The organism is Cohnella sp. (assembly GCF_041640265.1).
Classification (GTDB): domain Bacteria; phylum Bacillota; class Bacilli; order Paenibacillales; family Paenibacillaceae; genus Cohnella.
In genome coordinates, this window is record NZ_JBEQAP010000051.1 from 1 (window position 1) to 16271 (window position 16271).

Below are 16271 nucleotides of genomic sequence, written 5' to 3' on the forward strand. Positions count from 1 at the left end.
GTAGCGGTAGCTATAGCTACCGCTACAGCACCAAAATGAGCAATACCTCGTAATTCCTCGTTGCTGGAGCTTTTATTGGTTATTCGGCGCCTTTCTCCAAAGCAACATCCATCTGGAACTCAGCATTAAGAAAAGAACCAAAAGAAAAGGAATCCAAACCGTCAACCTCATTGACAGTTTGGATTCCTTAGCGCTAGACTTCGAAGCTAGGTCATCCTTTTTTCATCTTTTCCAGAACCTCTACATGGAAAACCTGCAAAAACTTCTTTATGTTTACTTTACCCTTTTCAGCATATCGCTCTTCGTCCATTTCCCTCATTTTCAAACGGACATCTTGAAAATCAAAATACAGCGGAGCATAATATTCAAACTTAGGATTACTATAATCCGTTAAACCGATGGAAGCTATATTGGCCAACGCAGCCATAACGGTTCGTCTAATTCGCTGTTCAATCGCTTTACTTTCTTTCTCGATCTCTTTACTTCCTTGTTTATAGGTTTGGGCTGCAGATTCATATAATTCCCTTAACGGCGGAAAACCGGTTGTCTGCCGATGTTCTACTAAATACTCCATTATGGATGTGATATCCTTATTTCCTATTTCACCGATTATTCCCATGTCCATTAGAATAAGTTTCACGAAATCACGAACGGGTCTTTCTTTACGGGCTGTCGGTAATTCAAGGGAACCCAATTTCGCCAAAGATTGCTTGATTTCCATAATATAGAGCTCGTATTTCAACCCTTCGCTTACCTTAAACAATACGGCTTCAACTTCCACGCGATTAATCGGCTTATGAATAAAAAACTCGATGCCTTTTTGATAAGCTTGCCCTACCATTTCTTTATTTTCAATTTGCGATATCATAATATATTTCCCGCTAAAGCCTTTATCCTTCAATTGCATTATCGTCTCAATTCCATCCTGATCGGGCATTAATAAATCAATCAATACGACATCCGGCCTGACTTCAAGGATCATTCGGACCCCGTCAACCCCACCTCCGGCCGTGCCTGCAACTTCACCAAGTTCGCAATCCTCAATAATATTTTGCAGCATGCGCCTGCTAACCATATCGTCATCAACTATCACGATAGAAAGCGACATCGGCTTCCCCCTCTTCTATTAAACCGGAAATCGGAAGACGAACAATAAATTTGGTACCGATTGTTTTCCCTAATGAATATACTGCGATCTCTCCGCCGAAAGAATGAACAATATCGCGTACATGAGAAAGACCAATCCCTGTTGCCGCAAACCCTTCTTCGCTAAATTTTGTTGTAAACCCCGGTTCAAAGATAATGTCGTTATTTTGCTCAGGTACACCTTTTCCGGAATCCGATACAATAAAAATAACTTCTTTTTCCTCTTCAGCAACTTGTACTTTAATTGTCCCGCTTCTCTCTATGGCTTCTACGGCATTAGACACTAAATTGTTAAGAACTGTCAATAAAGGAATATAATGAGGAGTAAAGAAATGCACTTCTACTTCTTGTTCTATGGTAATCTTTTTCTTCAGCATTTCACTATATTGTTGATTTCCTTTAATGACAAAGTGGAGGACCTCAGAGAGATTCATGCTAACAACGATTTCGCTGTCATATAATTTAAGCAATCCTGCCAGAATACGCTGAGAATCTTTCTTCACTTCATGGATCTGCTGAGCGATCCCTAAAGCCTGACTGCTGTAACCATCCAGATTGTCTTCTTTTAATTTACGATAAAGATCAAAGCTATTGGCAGTAATCCCCTCGATCGTGTCCATTGATTTTCTTAAATAAAAGGTTTCGCCGTATAGACCGGCTCCAACATTCAACATTTGCTCTATCCGTTTTTCCTGTTCTGCATGGAGGACTCTCATTTGGCTTATAGAAATACTGCTGAATAACCCGATTACAAAGTAACTTCGCACAACCGCAACGGTCACTAGAAAGAACCATTCATTTAGATGGAATATATTTGTACCCAGTAATACCCCGCGCAATAAGAGCTCTGTCATGTTGGAAATAAAATCGATCATGGCAACAAGAACACCTAGAACAAGGGGCGGAAGATGGTTTATTCTTTTCTGAATCCTGCTCATTCCGAATGCAAAAACAACATAATACAAACCGGCCGCCAAACTATTTTGAATAACCGCACTCAAAATTCCTGTAATGATCCCCGTTTTTATATAAGGTAAATGACGCATGAATAATAAAAAAAACAAAAAAGTGCTGACACCTAGGCCAATTCGAAAAAAATCACCGTTGAAGGGATTAATCTTGAACTCTGCGCAAATGGCTGTCGCTATAGCAATAATGATTATCTGCAGTCGTTCATTTTTGATAAAATGATGCATTCTACGCCGCTCTTGCTGGAGAGTCAGACTTAATTCCCCTTTCACGAGCTAAAATTATGATGATATATATACTAACATACATTTCACATGTTTAGAATGCAGGTAGTGTTGGAAACAACAGGTTAATGTGGCCATCAATCCGAATTCGAAAGCTTGGCTTAGAATATCGCAAAAGGAGCCCAACCATCTGTCATGGTGGGCTCCTTTTACTTTCTGAAAGTTGAACAGAAACTTGTTCAGTCGTCCTCCAGCAGTTCTGCTAATTCCTCGCGGTCCGCCTGATCGGCAGTCTTATGAATGGTGCCGTATGGGTGTTCGGAAGGCGCGTAGATGCTATAGATTTTGAGCGGTTTGCTGCCCGTGTTGATGACGTTGTGGAACATTCCGGCGGGAACCATAATCGCATAATCCGTTTGTGCCTGCTGCTCGAAGGAAAGGTCGTCTTCACGCGGTCCCATTAGTACGAGGCCGTCGCCTTCCTCAATTCGCAGAAACTGGTCGATATTTTTGTGTACTTCCAGACCGACTTCGCCGCCAACCGGGATAGACATTACCGTGACTTGCAGCTGCTGTCCGGTCCAGATCGCCGTGCGGAAATTTTCGTTATCTATAGTCAGCTTCTTGATATCCTTCACGTACGGTTTGCGGCCAAAATCAGTCTCGCTCTGATAATCGCGTTGCCGAGTAGAGATCAGGTATGCCGCAAGCCCTACCGCCAACAATCCTGTAATTGCAAAGACCGTATTAGCGCCAAAGCCCGCCCAAGCGAAACCAATCACGAGCGTTCCAATGAGTGTCGCGACCGCCTGAAAGGCCATCATCACTCCAAGGCCTGTTGCACGGTCTTTCTGTTTAATATGGAGCGACATCCAAGCGCTCGTCAAGCCTTCGTAGACGCTCTGGAAGACAGCATAAATGATGAAAGCGACAAAGACGAGCATGAGCGGCAGCTCGTTTTGGCTTAGCAGCATATAGGTTGCGCCAAGCGAGAGCGCACCAATAGCAAAGGTTTTGGCGAAGCCAATCCGATCGCTCAGCGAGCCCATATAATAGATAATAAGTGTACCCGTCAGGTTATAAGCAACGTAGGCGCTAATAATCAGAAGATCGCTCAAGCCCAGCTCGCGGGCACGGAGAAGCAGGTAAATGTCGGTGCTCTTAATTAGCGTAATGGCCGAAATAAGATATAGAACGCGTTTATAATTGGGAGAGGCCGTCTGGTAGTGCGTTTTCAGGCGACGGTACAAACCTTTCATTCCACCCTTTTCGGTGGTGGGCAGCTCCGTCTTTTTCTTATACTCTTTAATAAACCAGCCAGCGACGACTGCGCCAATACCCGGAATAATTGTCAGGGCAATGATTAGCGAAATGTTCTCGCTGTAAAAATACATAATCGCCAAGGTAATCAATGGACCGAGCGTGGCGCCGAGCGTATCAGCAGCACGATGGAATCCAAATACCCGACCGCGATTAACCGGGGTAGAGACATCCGCAAGCAAGGCATCACGCGGCGCATTGCGTATCCCTTTACCAAAGCGATCAAGCAGACGAAAGCCAAAAATCGCCCAATAGGTTGGGAATAGTCCCATCAGCGGTTTAGCGAGCGCCGAAATCGTGTAGCCGGCATTGACCAGGCCTTTACGCCGCTGCAGGTGATCGGAGTAGACACCGCTTGCCAGCTTAATCACACCGGCAACAAGCTGAGTAATCCCTTCAATCAAACCGATTAGAATAACACCGTAGCCGATATCGCTGAGGTAGAGCGGCATAATGGGATATAGCATCTCGGTGGCGATATCCGTAAAAAAGCTGACGATAGATAGAACTATGACATTTCGAGATAAAAAGGAGACGGTTTTTCGTTTAGTCGTTGTTTTCATCGTTTAATAGGCCAGTACAAAGGCTCCCCCTGCTGCAATTTGAGTTTCATTTGAAATACTAGTGAGTTTCGGGGTAGCGTTATAGGCGGTCTGTTCGATTCCGGGTGTTTGGCTGTTCTTATTAACACCCCATGCCCATACACGCCCCTCTTCGTCGAGTCCTAAGGAGAAGTCATGGCCAGCGGCAATATTCGTAATCGTCGGCAGGCCCGCAACTACCTCGGGTTCAAAAACTCCCTCAAGATTGCCAAGGTTTTTACCTAACTGACCAGAGTTGTCGGCACCCCATGCCCACACCTTCCCGTTACGATCCAGTGCCATGGAGTGGCGCGTGCTGGCAGCAAGCCCTACGATACCTGTCAGCCCCGGAATGGTCTCGGCCGGTACGATATCAGCCGTCGGATAGCCCAGTTGCCCATATGCATTGCAGCCTTTCGACTTGACTGTGCCGTCCGCTTGCAACGCCAGCACATGGCCAAAGCCCGCCACGATTTGGGTACTTCCGGCTAGCTCGGGAATTTCAATCGGCGTCAGGCTGCTAACGGCCACGAATCCTTGAAACTCGCACAGCTCCTGTGTGTCGCTGCTGCTTGGATCGGCATTGGCATCGACATAGTAGCTAATGCCCGTGGCCGACTGGCCGATCAGCCGCATGAGTTCTGCAAACGTCCGCTTGGTATCGTTCTCGCATTTGGCACCCCAACCGTAAACTTTTTCGTTCTCAAGCGTCACCAGCGAGAAGCGGTGACCGGCGGTGACACTCGAGACTTTGTCCGGCAAGCTGATTTGGGTTGGCTTGCGCTGATCAGCCCGGTCGCCCGTACCAAGCTGCCCGGCGATGTTATTGCCCCATACCCAAACATCGCCATCGCTGTCAAGAGCAATACTATGACGAAAGCCTGCGCTAATTTCGGTAATGATCGGCAGCCCCTCGATCTTCTGCGGACCGCTCACGATACCCTTGGCGCTGTTAATACCGACTTGCCCGTAGGTATTATCGCCCCATGCGTACACCGTACCGTTCTCGGTCAGCGCCAGCGAATGGTCAAAGCCGGCAGCCACCCGAAAGACTTTTTCAGGAATATCAATGCTGCTGCTCGTGCCGCTAGTTGAGTAATTAGCGAGCTGCCCGTGGGAGTTCCTTCCGTTACCCAAGATGACCGTTTCACCAGCAACGCTTTTTGGAAACAAGCTATAAATCGCACCGGCAACTACGACTAAAGCTGCAATGGTAAAGATAACCCTATGAGGGGCAATATGTCTGCTCATATACTAGTTAGAGGCGATTCGGTAATTAAAGGCAGTTGTAGGTACGCTGTCAACATCGGTGAATGTGACCTGATTGTACGCTGGCAAGCTTTGGGCGATATTATCCTGAGCGGCGGGCATTTGGTCACCAGACAGACTTGGGATAATTAGTTGAGTAATTACGCCTTTGTAGCCATTTGCCGTTGTGTTGGTATGAATATGGCGTGTACGGCCCGAGTATTCACCTGGATAAATCGTAGTGTATTCGTAGTAACCGTTCTCGTCGGTCATGACATAGCCGCGAAGCGAAATATCATCGGTACTAAAGCTGCTGGCCGCACCATTGCCATTAGGCTGGTAACTGCCGCTGTCGTCGGCATGCCAAATTTCAACCTTGGCGCCCGCGACCGGTGTTGTGCCCGAGGCACCTGCATAAACATAACCCTGCACCTTGATCTTTTCGCCTGTCAGGTTATCATAGTTCAGGTTGCCAGCCATCAACTCACTAGTACCTGTAACATAGTAGGGACCTTGCGTGACTTGCTGGGTAAGCCCGCTGTCATCGGTATCCGCTTGAGTGCCGGTGGCGGCAGACGTTCCATTGCCGGAAGACGTACCGCTTCCGGAAGGTACATCTCCTGGCGGCTGTCCGCCTGGTCCGCCGCTGCCGCCCGGAGGCATTCCCCCGGGGGTCCCGGCGCCGTTCGTAATGACAACGGTTTTGTTCGCGCTCTCGTAAGTAACGTCCATGCCCAGCGCTTCGGAGACACCACGCAACGGTACATACACCGACCCGTTATAGTTGAACGGCTCCAGCTCCTTACCCGTTGCATCTTTCAATGTGACGGATTGTCCGTTCACGGTTACTTTAATGTTGTTATAAGTTACCGCGATCGTCTTTTGAAGCGATGCGGCGAATGACGTGAACGGAAGCGTCAAAGAAGCAGTCAACGCCACCCCGATCACAAATCCTTTGTATCCTTTTGTGAGGTTTTTCAACATATATATACCTCCATTATTTCGATTTGGTAAGTTGCTACTGACAACACTTGCGATTAGCAGTTGGAATTATTCCTCTGCTCATATACTAGTTAGAGGCGATTCGGTAATTAAAGGCAGTCGTAGGTATATCGTCAACATCGGTGAATGTGACCTGATTGTATGCCGGCAAGCTTTGGGCGATATTATCCTGGGCAGCTGTCATTTCGTCGCCCTCCAGACTAGGGATGATCAGCTGAGTGATCACACCTTTGTAGCCATCTGCCGTTGTGTTGGTATGAATATGGCGCGTACGGCCTGAGTATTCACCTGGATAAATGGTGGTATATTCGTAATAACCGTTCTCGTCGGTCATGACATAGCCGCGAAGCGAAATCTCATCGGTACTATAGCTGCTGGCCGCACCATTGCCATTAGGCTGGTAACTGCCGCTGTCGTCGGCATGCCAAATTTCAACCTTGGCGCCCGCGACCGGTGTTGTGCCCGAAGCACCTGCATAAACATAACCCTGCACTTTGATCTTATCGCCTGTTAGGTTGTCATAGTTCAGGTTGCCATTCGTCAACTCGCTAGTGCCAGTGACGTAATAGGGACCTTGAGTGACCTGCTGGGTCAGTCCACTATCGTCGGCGGCGGGTTCTGGTGCAGCGGTACTGGTAGATGAGCTACTAGCGGACGGCGCACTAGCGGATGGCGGATTACTGCTAGTTGACGGCTCAGAGGAGTTGCTTGTTGAACAACCTCCAATAATCAGCATTCCTGCTAATATCGAAATGATAAATGATTTGTTTTTTTTCATAGTGGTATTTCCTTTCGCTTATATCTATTTTTATAACGTAAGCGAATAATAATTAGGCTTTATTCAAAACAAGCTCAAGCTGCACGGTAAGCTCATTTTCGGTATCCAGCAGGATCGTGTGCGGACTGGTCATGCCGAAGTCGGCGAATGTTACCTTCGTCGTACCGGACAGAAGCAGATTCCCGTCCCGGTACATCGCTTCCCCGTCGAACGTCACTTCCTTCTCTTTCCCTTTTACCGTAAGTATTCCTGTAGTCGCAAGCGGCACCGCGGTTCCTTCTATCCATTCCGCCGGTAGAGAAGAGAAGGATTTCGTATTGAACATCGCCTGCGGGTATGTGCTAACATCCAATAAATCTGCGCGTTCTTTCACATGTCCGTCGCGTTGACTGTTCTCAGAATCTAACGCTGTCATGTCGAGGACTCCTTCGCCGGACATGGCTGCCGTGTCGTTCAGATCAACGGTCCATGAGCCCGTCACCGCTTCGTTTACGAAATTTACCGTTTCCTTCGACGTCGTTACCGACCAGTATACTTTTGAGCCGCTCGCGATATTCCATGCGCCTTCCAGATCGCCGGACGATACTTCTGTACTCGCTGTCTCCGAAGCTTCACTAGCTGCTTCAGTTGTCGCTGTCTCCTCCTGCGACGCCATGACCGATTCAATCTCCACATTGTTACCGAGATAACTGTTAAACGCTGCATACGCACCAATTCCGATCAGAACCACAAAAACTGCTGTCAATAAGATAATCTGTTTTTTCTTCATGATTTCCCTCCTATTTATACGGCTGCTGCCGTTCGTTCTCGTCTACTTTAACTGTTGAATGTGTCGGTAAGATGTCGGCGCACAAAAATTTCCAAAACCCCATGTTTGGCAACATTGGACTATTGCCGGGGTGCTGGCGGGTTGTTACAATGGGGCTGTTGGAACGAAGGGAGTTGTCCCCTTGAAAACGATTATGGTAGTTGAAGACGAACCCGCGATCGCCCGCGTGCTGGTCGCTTATTTGCGCAAGGCCGGCTTCGAAGTTAAGCTGGCGGTCGATGGACGTCAGGCGCTGGAATTGTTCTCGATGGAACCGCCGGCGCTCATTCTTCTCGATGTGATGCTGCCGCATATCGCCGGCTGGGAAGTGCTTCGCCGGATACGCGAAGCAAGCAGCTGCCCAGTCATCATGCTGACGGCGCGCGACGGGATCGATGATCGGCTGTCCGGTCTGAACGGCGGCGCGGACGATTACATGCCAAAGCCGTTCATACCGGAAGAAGTCGTCGCCCGCGTTCAAGCGGTGCTGCGACGCCCTTCGCAATGGACGGACGGCGTCAGACAGTGCCGCTTCGGACGTCTAAGCATCGACTTGCTGTCGCAGCGCGTTTCCCTGAATGGCGCGGAAGTCACTATGTTACCCCGCGATTTGGCAGTGCTGCTCTTTCTGGCGGAACGACCGAACCGAACGTTTACTCGAGACCAACTTATCGAGTATGTATGGGGCTCCGATTATGAAGGAAGCGACCGCGCAGTCGATTTGTCGATCAAGCGGCTTCGTCAGGCGCTGTCCCATTGGCCTGCCGAGGAAGGGGAAATACGGACATTTCGCGGAACGGGGTATCAACTATGGATCGAAAGCTGAAGCAAACTTCCCTATTGTCGTATTGGACGATGCGATACTTCCTTATCCTGTGTATCGGGCTGCTGGCGCTTGCCGCCACCTTCGTCTGGTGGGCCAATCGTGAAACGTTGGACCATCGTCTGAAGTCCGTCGAGCTGCTGTCACAGGAAATTGCCGTCCGTATTATTGGACCGAACGGAACCATTATAGTGCCGAATGACATGAAACAATTGATCGATTCACGTTCACGCTTTTTAAAGCTTGGCCCCTTATGCCTCATCGTTACGGACAAGGACGGCAAGCTTCTGTATAGTACCGATCCGCTGACGCAAGAGGATCTGCCAGAGAGGCTGAACGACAAACTCGATAAGGCCGTTCAGCCCGGATTCAAGGCGGTGACGGCTCCGATTGAATATCACGGCAATAAGATCGGGCAAGTCTCCCTGCTGCAGCCAACCAAATCATTGAAAATTCCGCCCGAATTACAATGGGCATTCAGCCTGCTGCTCATCAGCTTGACTGCGCTCGGCTGGCTGACGATTTATTTGTTGTCCAGAAAGCTGGCGCATCCGATCCGCAAAGTGGCGTCGGCTGCGCGCGAGATCAGCCTCGGAAACTATGATGTTCAGCTCCAGGCGAATGCGAAGGAACGGGAGCTTAATGAGTTGATCATATCGTTCAAGGAAATGGCCTCTCGGCTTAAGCAATTGGAGCATTCCCGCAACTTCATGCTGGCAGGTTTAACGCATGAGTTAAAAACGCCCGTCACGTCCGTCAAAGGCCTCGTCCACGCCGTCAAGGAAAAAGTAGTGGCAAACGAAGAAGCGGACGAATTTCTCGAGGTCGCCCTTCAAGAGACCGGCCGACTGGAACGGATGGTCGCCGACCTGCTTCATTACAACGAGTTGGCTGCCGGGCTCATACAAGTAAGCCGCCATCATATCGATGCGGCTGCGCTATTGTCCGAAATCTCCTATCAATGGAAGCTGCACCAGAGCGAGAGCATCCGGGAACCTGAGCTTTCGGTGTCCGGTCGGCTTATTGAGGTGTTAGGCGACCCGCTCCGCATTCAGCAAATTATTGTGAATTTGTTCAATAACAGCGAGCAGTCCAAACATTCGAGCCGCCCGATCCACATCCTAATCACATTAAGTGAACGGAATGACGGATTCGCTGAAATTGTCGTCTCCGACAACGGCTCTGGCATCCCCTCATCCGAACGGGATTTTGTGTTCGAGCGGTTCTTTCGCGGGGAGAGCAAGAAGCACACCGTACGCGGCCTCGGTCTCGGCTTGGCGTTCAGCAAGCTGCTCGCACAAGCCCAAGGCGGCGATCTTGTTTTGAGGGAAAGCTCGGAAGAAGGAAGCTCATTCTGTTTAACGCTTCCTCTTGCCGCTTTGAAGCATGACTAATCCTGTTCATGTCTCAAATTCTTATTTTTTTCATACCGTAACCTTCTCATTCCAATCGACATTGTAATCGTACATCCATCTATTCGTGTCATTATTGAATGATTTCAGGAACAGCGGCAGCATCAAATCGCGGAAGAATACCTGCACCGGGTTGGTCGCATGCTTACGTTTGCCAATGCTCCTGGAATACTTCACAATCCGCTCCACCCTATCGCGGCGTAACCTCTGAAATTCGGAGAACGCCAGCTCTACATCGGGGATATCCCGAACGCATTTAGCCAGCACAAGCGCATCCTCAAGCGCTAACGAAGCGCCCTGTCCAGCGCTTGGCGATGTTGCATGGACGGCGTCGCCAACCAAAACAATAGACTTATCATGCCAAACGGGCAACGATGGCATATCGTAAATCGGATAAACACCGATTTCTTCCTCCGTTGAACGTACGATTTCTGGAATAGGTGCGATATCATTGGCGTACAAACCGTTTATCGTCCTGCGCCACTCCGCTTGCGGGATGCTCTGCAGCTCCCGCCGATTCGGCGTCCCAGGATAATTCATGTTGCCGAACCAGTATACCTCTTCGGCGTTTCTGACCAGATAACCGAAGAACGCACGTTTCCCGAATACCATGGTCTGAATACCTCGTTCATTAGGAATCGTATTGCTATGCAGAAACCCGCCAAAGCTTAATAATCCCGTATAAGATGGAGCCGGCGCGCTCGGCATGACAATCCTCCGCACTCGAGAATGAATGCCGTCACAACCAATCAGCATATCCCCGGATACAATTCCTCCATCCTCGAAAGAAACCTTAACCCGATGAGGCTCATTCGTATCGATGCCTATAAGCCTCTTGCCATATTCGATCGAAATCCCTTGACACAGCGCTTCCTCGCGCAACATTTTATGCAGTATCCCTCTCTTAATCGTGAACCCCTGAGGCTCTCCCGACATTTGGCCAATATTTCCGAGCAGCTTGCCCTTCCCGCTGACCATCTTCATCGCATGCATCACGATGCCCTTCTGCCGGATTTGTTCATCTAGTCCCAGTTCCTTCAGCACATGCATTCCATTGCGCGCCAGATTGAGGAACAGTCCGGCATAATCGTCGATTTGTTCTTCCGCTTCATAAATAATTGAATCTATCCCCACCCTCTTGAGGAAAAGAGCCGTTGCGGGTCCCGCAATCCCACAGCCGATAATCAGTGCCTTTTTACGCTGATTACTTGTGTTTGCCATTCTCATCATCCTTTTTTATATTTTCTTATTATAGTTTATTTAGACTATATTATTTAAACTAAACTTAGTCAACTAATGTTTATCAAAATAATTAAAATAGGCTATAATAGGTCGAGCCAATAGCATTACACATTACTGTTTGTATCCAGAAAGGAGCCGGAAGCGGCATGCCCAAACCGAAACGAAGTAATCTACTTGCTCTGGCCATCCTGTCTCTGCTGAATGAACGTCCAATGCATCCTTATGAAATCGGGGTTACGATGCGCCAGCGAGGACTTTCCGATAGCATCAAATTGAACACGGGTTCACTTTACGCCGTTATCGAAGGTTTATTAAAGAACAATTTGATTCAGCCTGTTGGAACGGAGCGAGAGGGAAAACATCCCGAGCGGACGATCTATGAACCTACTGCAGACGGTAAAGTGGAGTTTTTCGATTGGTTGCGTTCCTTATTGCGCTTGCCCGCGAAGGAATATCCGCAGTTTGCGGCCGGGCTTTCTTTTTTAGCCCATTTGACGCCTAAGGATGCTCTTGATCTTTTGAAAGAACGGTCCGATATGCTTATTAAGCAAATTCAAGACGTCCGTTCTTCAATGGAGGCTACTCTATTAATGGGAATTGACCGGATTTTTGTCATCGAACAGGAATATTACCTGGCTTTACTCGAAGCTGAATGGAATTGGCTGGGGCAGTTGATGAAAAATATGGAGGGTGAGGTCATAACAGAACGGAACGGGGACGATTGGTACTGGGCAGTTAAGCTATAAAATTGAATTTACAGTTGTAAGATTTCTCTAAAAAATGGTTGGGCAGAATGTAATTCCTGCACAACCATTTTTTATTGTTGATCAATATATTTGTTACTACTTAGTCTCCCAGATACGGAGACTTTTTCTTTATGTTTTAGGCTCAGTTATCAATAAATATTGAATTATGAACAAAAGTATAAGTGGAATTAACGGCTATTGTGTATGAAATTTCATACAGAATTAAGCAGAATATCGTAGCGGGAGCTATTGTGTATGAAATTTCATACAGAATTAAGCAGAATGTCGTAGCGGGAGCTATTGTGTATGAAATTTCATACAGAATTAGAATGTTACATAAGTATTTCTAATTCAAAACAGGGAGACTTTGTTTTAGGCATGTGGAAACAATGCTGCGTATTCGAGCGAATACATCAGCTCCAGCTTTTTTTTGTGAAATGCGCCTGAGACCTTATGTTTCACTTTAACGATAAGGATATCACTTATAGTTATCCAAATAGTCATTACCTTCTAAGATCTAGCACGAATACGAGCTTTTAACCTTGAAGCGAAGATTTCCAACAGGATAGCAAAGGCTAATACGAAATAGGTGATCGTTCCGATCTCCCTTATGTCAATATAAAACGAGCTGGCCATGAACATTTCAAACCCGATTCCACCCGCTCCAGCCGCAGCGCCCATCGCAACAGCTATCCCGAAGTTAATCTCAAACCGGAAGAAGGTCCAAGAAAGAATGGAGCTTAATGATGTGGGCAGCACCGCTTGAAAGACGATTTGCCACCAATTCGCACCGCTTCCCCTTAAAGCTTCAATTACCCCCTTGTCCAGCTCTTCGAAGGACTCAGAGTAGGCTTTAATCAAATAGCTCACCGAGTGAAAGGTCATCCCCACTACGGCAGCAACGCTGCCAAGGCCAGCCGACACAGCAAAAATCAGCACCCATAATACCGTCGGAACAGCTCTAACGAAAGCAGCGAAGCTCTTGATTATATTGGAAACTTTAGCGTTGGATAAGTTTTGAGCAGCGAACAATCCAAGTAATAAAGCGATTATTCCACCGAATAGAGTCGTTAGAAAAGCCAAACCAACAGTCACGGTCATTTGGTAAAGGGCTTCGCCAAATGTAAAATGCTTAAAATGCGGCTCTGTTAACATGGTTTTGAAGTTTCTAAGAAAGGCTGCCATACCCTCCATTGCATTAACGCCCCGATAGTCAAACGTAAGAAAGCCAAATATAGAGATGATCACCAATGAAACCAAGGTTGCTTTAATTACAAAAGCAGCTTTATTGAATGGCTTAGCCGCAATTGGAAGGTAAGGATGGTTCATTTATAAAATCACCCTTCTGATGTAATTAGATAGGCTTTCAATTGTGAAGATGGCTATTATGGTCAAAATGACAACCAAGCTTGCCGCATGGTAATTTAAGCTTTTGTAATACAGGTCAAAGGCAAACCCGATTCCCGTTCCAGTAAGAATACCAATTAGTGTCGCGTTGCGGATATTCGTCTCGATCACGAATAGAATCCAACTAATCATCTGAGAAATGCACGACGGGATGACGGATTGAAAAATAATGGCGAAATAACCGGCTCCGGCCGCGCGTAAAGCCTCTACCGAATCCGTACTGGCTTCATCGATGGTTTCCATGAATACACGCGTAAGAAATCCGAAGCTCACAAAGAATAATGCGAAATAACCCGTTAATGCGCTTTGGCCAAAGGCAAACAGCAGAATCAATGCCCAGGCCGCTACATCAATATTCCGGAAGATCGTGGCGATTCCTCTGCTCAGGACGGCGAATACGCGATTCACCTTGGTTGTATTCGCACCCATAATGGCAAAGAAGCCCGCAAACAACGAGGCGACAGTCGCTGAAGCAATTGAGATCAGAACCGTTTCTATCAATTTATCCAGAATACTCGGGAGCTTCTCCAGCGACTTCTCATTCGGATAGAAATTCGTAATGGACCATGTAACGGCTTTTGGAATCGAAGTGAAGCCCTTCATGACGTTATACTCTGTTAGAGTAATAAAAAGTACCGTCAGCAGAAGTATACAGCCGAATGTCAGAAGTGATTGCCATCTCTTCTTGGCAAAGAACTTATCCGACATGTCTGCCTCCGACATTGATGATGAGATCACCGGCTTCAGAACCGTATACCTGGTATATTTCTTCGGATGTGATTTTTTTCGGCGATCCATCAAAGACAACCATTCCTTTATTGACCCCGACAATTCGGTCAGAGTAATTAAGAGCAACATCTACTTGGTGTAAATTAATAAGCACCGTTATTCCCATTACCGTTGAAATATTTTTCAGATGATCCATAATCACTTTGGAAGCATTCGGGTCCAAGGAAGCAATCGGTTCATCGCACAGCAGCAGCTTCGGATTCTGCAATAACGCTCTGGCAATGCCCACCCGCTGCTTCTGACCGCCGCTTAATTGATCGCATCTCTTGTAAATATGTTTGGTAAGTCCAAGTAACTCCAGAATTTGCATAGCCTGCTGTTTTTCCTCTGAAGTATACCAGCCTAACGAACCCATTAAAGTTGATTTGTACCCTAACCTGCCATGAAGCACATTCTCAAAAACCGTTAATCGATTGACCAGATTATAATGCTGGAAAATCATACCTATTTGAGTCCTAAGCTTTCTCAACTCTGCCCGCTTCAAGCCCATAACCTGAACGCCATCGAAGTTAATTTCCCCGCTGCTTGCATCAATCATTCTATTGATGCAGCGAAGAAGAGTTGATTTACCGGCCCCCGAGGGGCCGATAATCGATACAAACTCTCCTTCTTTTACAGAGAAGTTAACATCTGATAACGCCAATGTATCATTACCATATTGTTTCGATACATTCTTGACTTCCAATAACGTTGTCATAGTAAACTCCTCTGAATAGAAGTAATAACTTTATTCTTCATTACTTGGATAAGGCTCTAACCGGTTCAAACCAGGAATCCTCAACTGCAAGGAAAGCTTCCTTACCCGTTTTACTGAACATTCCTTTGAGTCCGGAATCCTTAACGATGAAAATGTTTGTATTGTTGGTGGTTTTCTCCGAAGTGAAAGCATCTACCAGCTTTTTTACCGTCTCTTCGCTTACCTTATCTGAGTTCACTACAAATGGAGAATTGAGAACTGGAGTTGAGGAAATCAGTGTGAATTCTTTACCTTGTACCGTATTAAACGGTTCAACCGCATCATCCTTCACTTTGTAGAGAGCTCCGGCAGCGTTAAGCTTTCCATTGACTAACTCAACATAATTGGTCACGCAACTATCGCAGAAAGCGGCAACGTCAACTGTTCCATTCAATAAATTAACCGCTGATCCTTGATGCGAGCCTCCAAACTGTACGTCACTGAAGAATTGGTCTTTGCCGCCCTCCATCAAATCTTCAGCCGTCAAATCCTTGTACTTGTCCATTGCGCTAAAGTAATTCACGATGTTATTCGAAGGTACCTTAAAGCCGGATGTAGAGCTTGTAGATACGAAAGAGAATTTCTTCCCGGCAAGATTGTCGAGCTTAAAACCAGATCCATCCTTAAACGGCTCTTCATTTCCTTTGACAACGGCTAACCAGGAATAGTAAACCGCATCCTCCAAAGTGCCTGATTTACCGGTTGATACAACAAGGGGCAGCACCTTATCGTTCTTATTATGGGCTTCCACATAACCCTGTGGTCCTAAGTAGGCGATATCGGCATTTCCGTTTGCGATTGACTCAATCGTTATGACGTAATCCGTGGTTGTTTTGTGTACGACCTTTTTCCCCGTTGCTTCCTCGACTAATTTACCGATTTCATCACGTGCAGATTTGACATCCTCACCCGACTCATTAGGCAACCAGGCAATGGTAAGAGTATCGCTTTCCTTCGCTGTAACGCTGCAACCTGCAATAATGGCAACTAGTATGCTTAACACGATCAAGAACCCTGCTTTTTTCACTTATAAAACTCCT

At 47.0% G+C, this 16271-nt stretch carries 15 protein-coding genes; 3 read left to right on the forward strand and 12 right to left on the reverse strand.

Translation table 11 applies throughout. The features are described from left to right. Positions 1 to 211 precede the first annotated feature (211 nt). The 7 genes from ACESLK_RS24625 to ACESLK_RS24655 form a co-directional block, all read right to left on the reverse strand. Positions 212 to 1108 carry a response regulator gene (locus ACESLK_RS24625; RefSeq protein ID WP_373232372.1) on the reverse strand — a complete coding sequence of 299 codons (897 nt, stop codon included), beginning with the start codon at positions 1106 to 1108 and terminating at the stop codon, positions 212 to 214. After that, a complete protein-coding gene (locus ACESLK_RS24630; RefSeq protein ID WP_373232373.1) occupies positions 1083 to 2342 on the reverse strand; it encodes a sensor histidine kinase in 1260 nt (419 codons plus the stop codon). The genes ACESLK_RS24625 and ACESLK_RS24630 overlap by 26 nt, the downstream gene beginning before the upstream one ends. Before the next feature lie 236 nt (positions 2343 to 2578). Continuing rightward, positions 2579 to 4222, reverse strand: a complete 1644-nt coding sequence (locus ACESLK_RS24635) for an MFS transporter (RefSeq protein ID WP_373232374.1) — start codon at positions 4220 to 4222, stop codon at positions 2579 to 2581. A gap of 3 nt (positions 4223 to 4225) precedes the next feature. Then, positions 4226 to 5491, reverse strand: coding sequence for an RCC1 domain-containing protein (locus ACESLK_RS24640; RefSeq protein WP_373232375.1), 1266 nt, complete (start codon positions 5489 to 5491; stop codon positions 4226 to 4228). A gap of 3 nt (positions 5492 to 5494) precedes the next feature. Continuing rightward, a complete protein-coding gene (locus ACESLK_RS24645; RefSeq protein ID WP_373232376.1) occupies positions 5495 to 6472 on the reverse strand; it encodes a dioxygenase family protein in 978 nt (325 codons plus the stop codon). A gap of 85 nt (positions 6473 to 6557) precedes the next feature. Beyond that, positions 6558 to 7268: a dioxygenase family protein gene (locus ACESLK_RS24650; RefSeq protein ID WP_373232377.1), complete on the reverse strand. Its 711-nt coding sequence runs from the start codon at positions 7266 to 7268 to the stop codon at positions 6558 to 6560. A 52-nt stretch (positions 7269 to 7320) separates the two neighbouring features. Then, positions 7321 to 8037, reverse strand: coding sequence for a YceI family protein (locus ACESLK_RS24655; RefSeq protein ID WP_373232379.1), 717 nt, complete (start codon positions 8035 to 8037; stop codon positions 7321 to 7323). 181 nt (positions 8038 to 8218) lie between these two features. On the opposite strand from ACESLK_RS24655, the gene ACESLK_RS24660 reads away from it, so the two are divergent. Both ACESLK_RS24660 and ACESLK_RS24665 read left to right on the forward strand, forming a co-directional pair. Further along, complete coding sequence (locus tag ACESLK_RS24660; protein ID WP_373232380.1) at positions 8219 to 8902, forward strand: response regulator transcription factor; 684 nt, start codon at positions 8219 to 8221, stop codon at positions 8900 to 8902. Then, on the forward strand, positions 8887 to 10293 hold the full coding sequence (locus tag ACESLK_RS24665; RefSeq protein ID WP_373232381.1) for a HAMP domain-containing sensor histidine kinase: 1407 nt from the start codon (positions 8887 to 8889) through the stop codon (positions 10291 to 10293). The genes ACESLK_RS24660 and ACESLK_RS24665 overlap by 16 nt, the downstream gene beginning before the upstream one ends. 30 nt (positions 10294 to 10323) lie before the next feature. On the opposite strand, the gene ACESLK_RS24670 is transcribed toward ACESLK_RS24665, so the two are convergent. Further along, positions 10324 to 11532 (reverse strand): FAD-dependent oxidoreductase, encoded by a 1209-nt coding sequence (locus ACESLK_RS24670; RefSeq protein WP_373232382.1) that lies wholly within the window; start codon positions 11530 to 11532, stop codon positions 10324 to 10326. Positions 11533 to 11699: 167 nt separating this feature from the next. On the opposite strand from ACESLK_RS24670, the gene ACESLK_RS24675 reads away from it, so the two are divergent. Further along, on the forward strand, positions 11700 to 12299 hold the full coding sequence (locus tag ACESLK_RS24675) for a PadR family transcriptional regulator (RefSeq protein WP_373232383.1): 600 nt from the start codon (positions 11700 to 11702) through the stop codon (positions 12297 to 12299). Positions 12300 to 12809: 510 nt separating this feature from the next. Here ACESLK_RS24675 and ACESLK_RS24680 read toward each other — a convergent pair. From ACESLK_RS24680 to ACESLK_RS24695, 4 genes are read right to left on the reverse strand one after another with little or no spacing between them, the layout of a single operon-like run. Further along, positions 12810 to 13628 carry a PhnE/PtxC family ABC transporter permease gene (locus tag ACESLK_RS24680; protein WP_373232385.1) on the reverse strand — a complete coding sequence of 273 codons (819 nt, stop codon included), beginning with the start codon at positions 13626 to 13628 and terminating at the stop codon, positions 12810 to 12812. Further along, positions 13629 to 14414: a PhnE/PtxC family ABC transporter permease gene (locus ACESLK_RS24685; RefSeq protein WP_373232386.1), complete on the reverse strand. Its 786-nt coding sequence runs from the start codon at positions 14412 to 14414 to the stop codon at positions 13629 to 13631. After that, positions 14404 to 15192, reverse strand: a complete 789-nt coding sequence (gene phnC, locus ACESLK_RS24690; protein WP_373232387.1) for a phosphonate ABC transporter ATP-binding protein — start codon at positions 15190 to 15192, stop codon at positions 14404 to 14406. The genes ACESLK_RS24685 and phnC overlap by 11 nt, the downstream gene beginning before the upstream one ends. A 40-nt stretch (positions 15193 to 15232) precedes the next feature. After that, a complete protein-coding gene (locus ACESLK_RS24695; RefSeq protein WP_373232388.1) occupies positions 15233 to 16258 on the reverse strand; it encodes a phosphate/phosphite/phosphonate ABC transporter substrate-binding protein in 1026 nt (341 codons plus the stop codon). Positions 16259 to 16271: the final 13 nt, after the last annotated feature.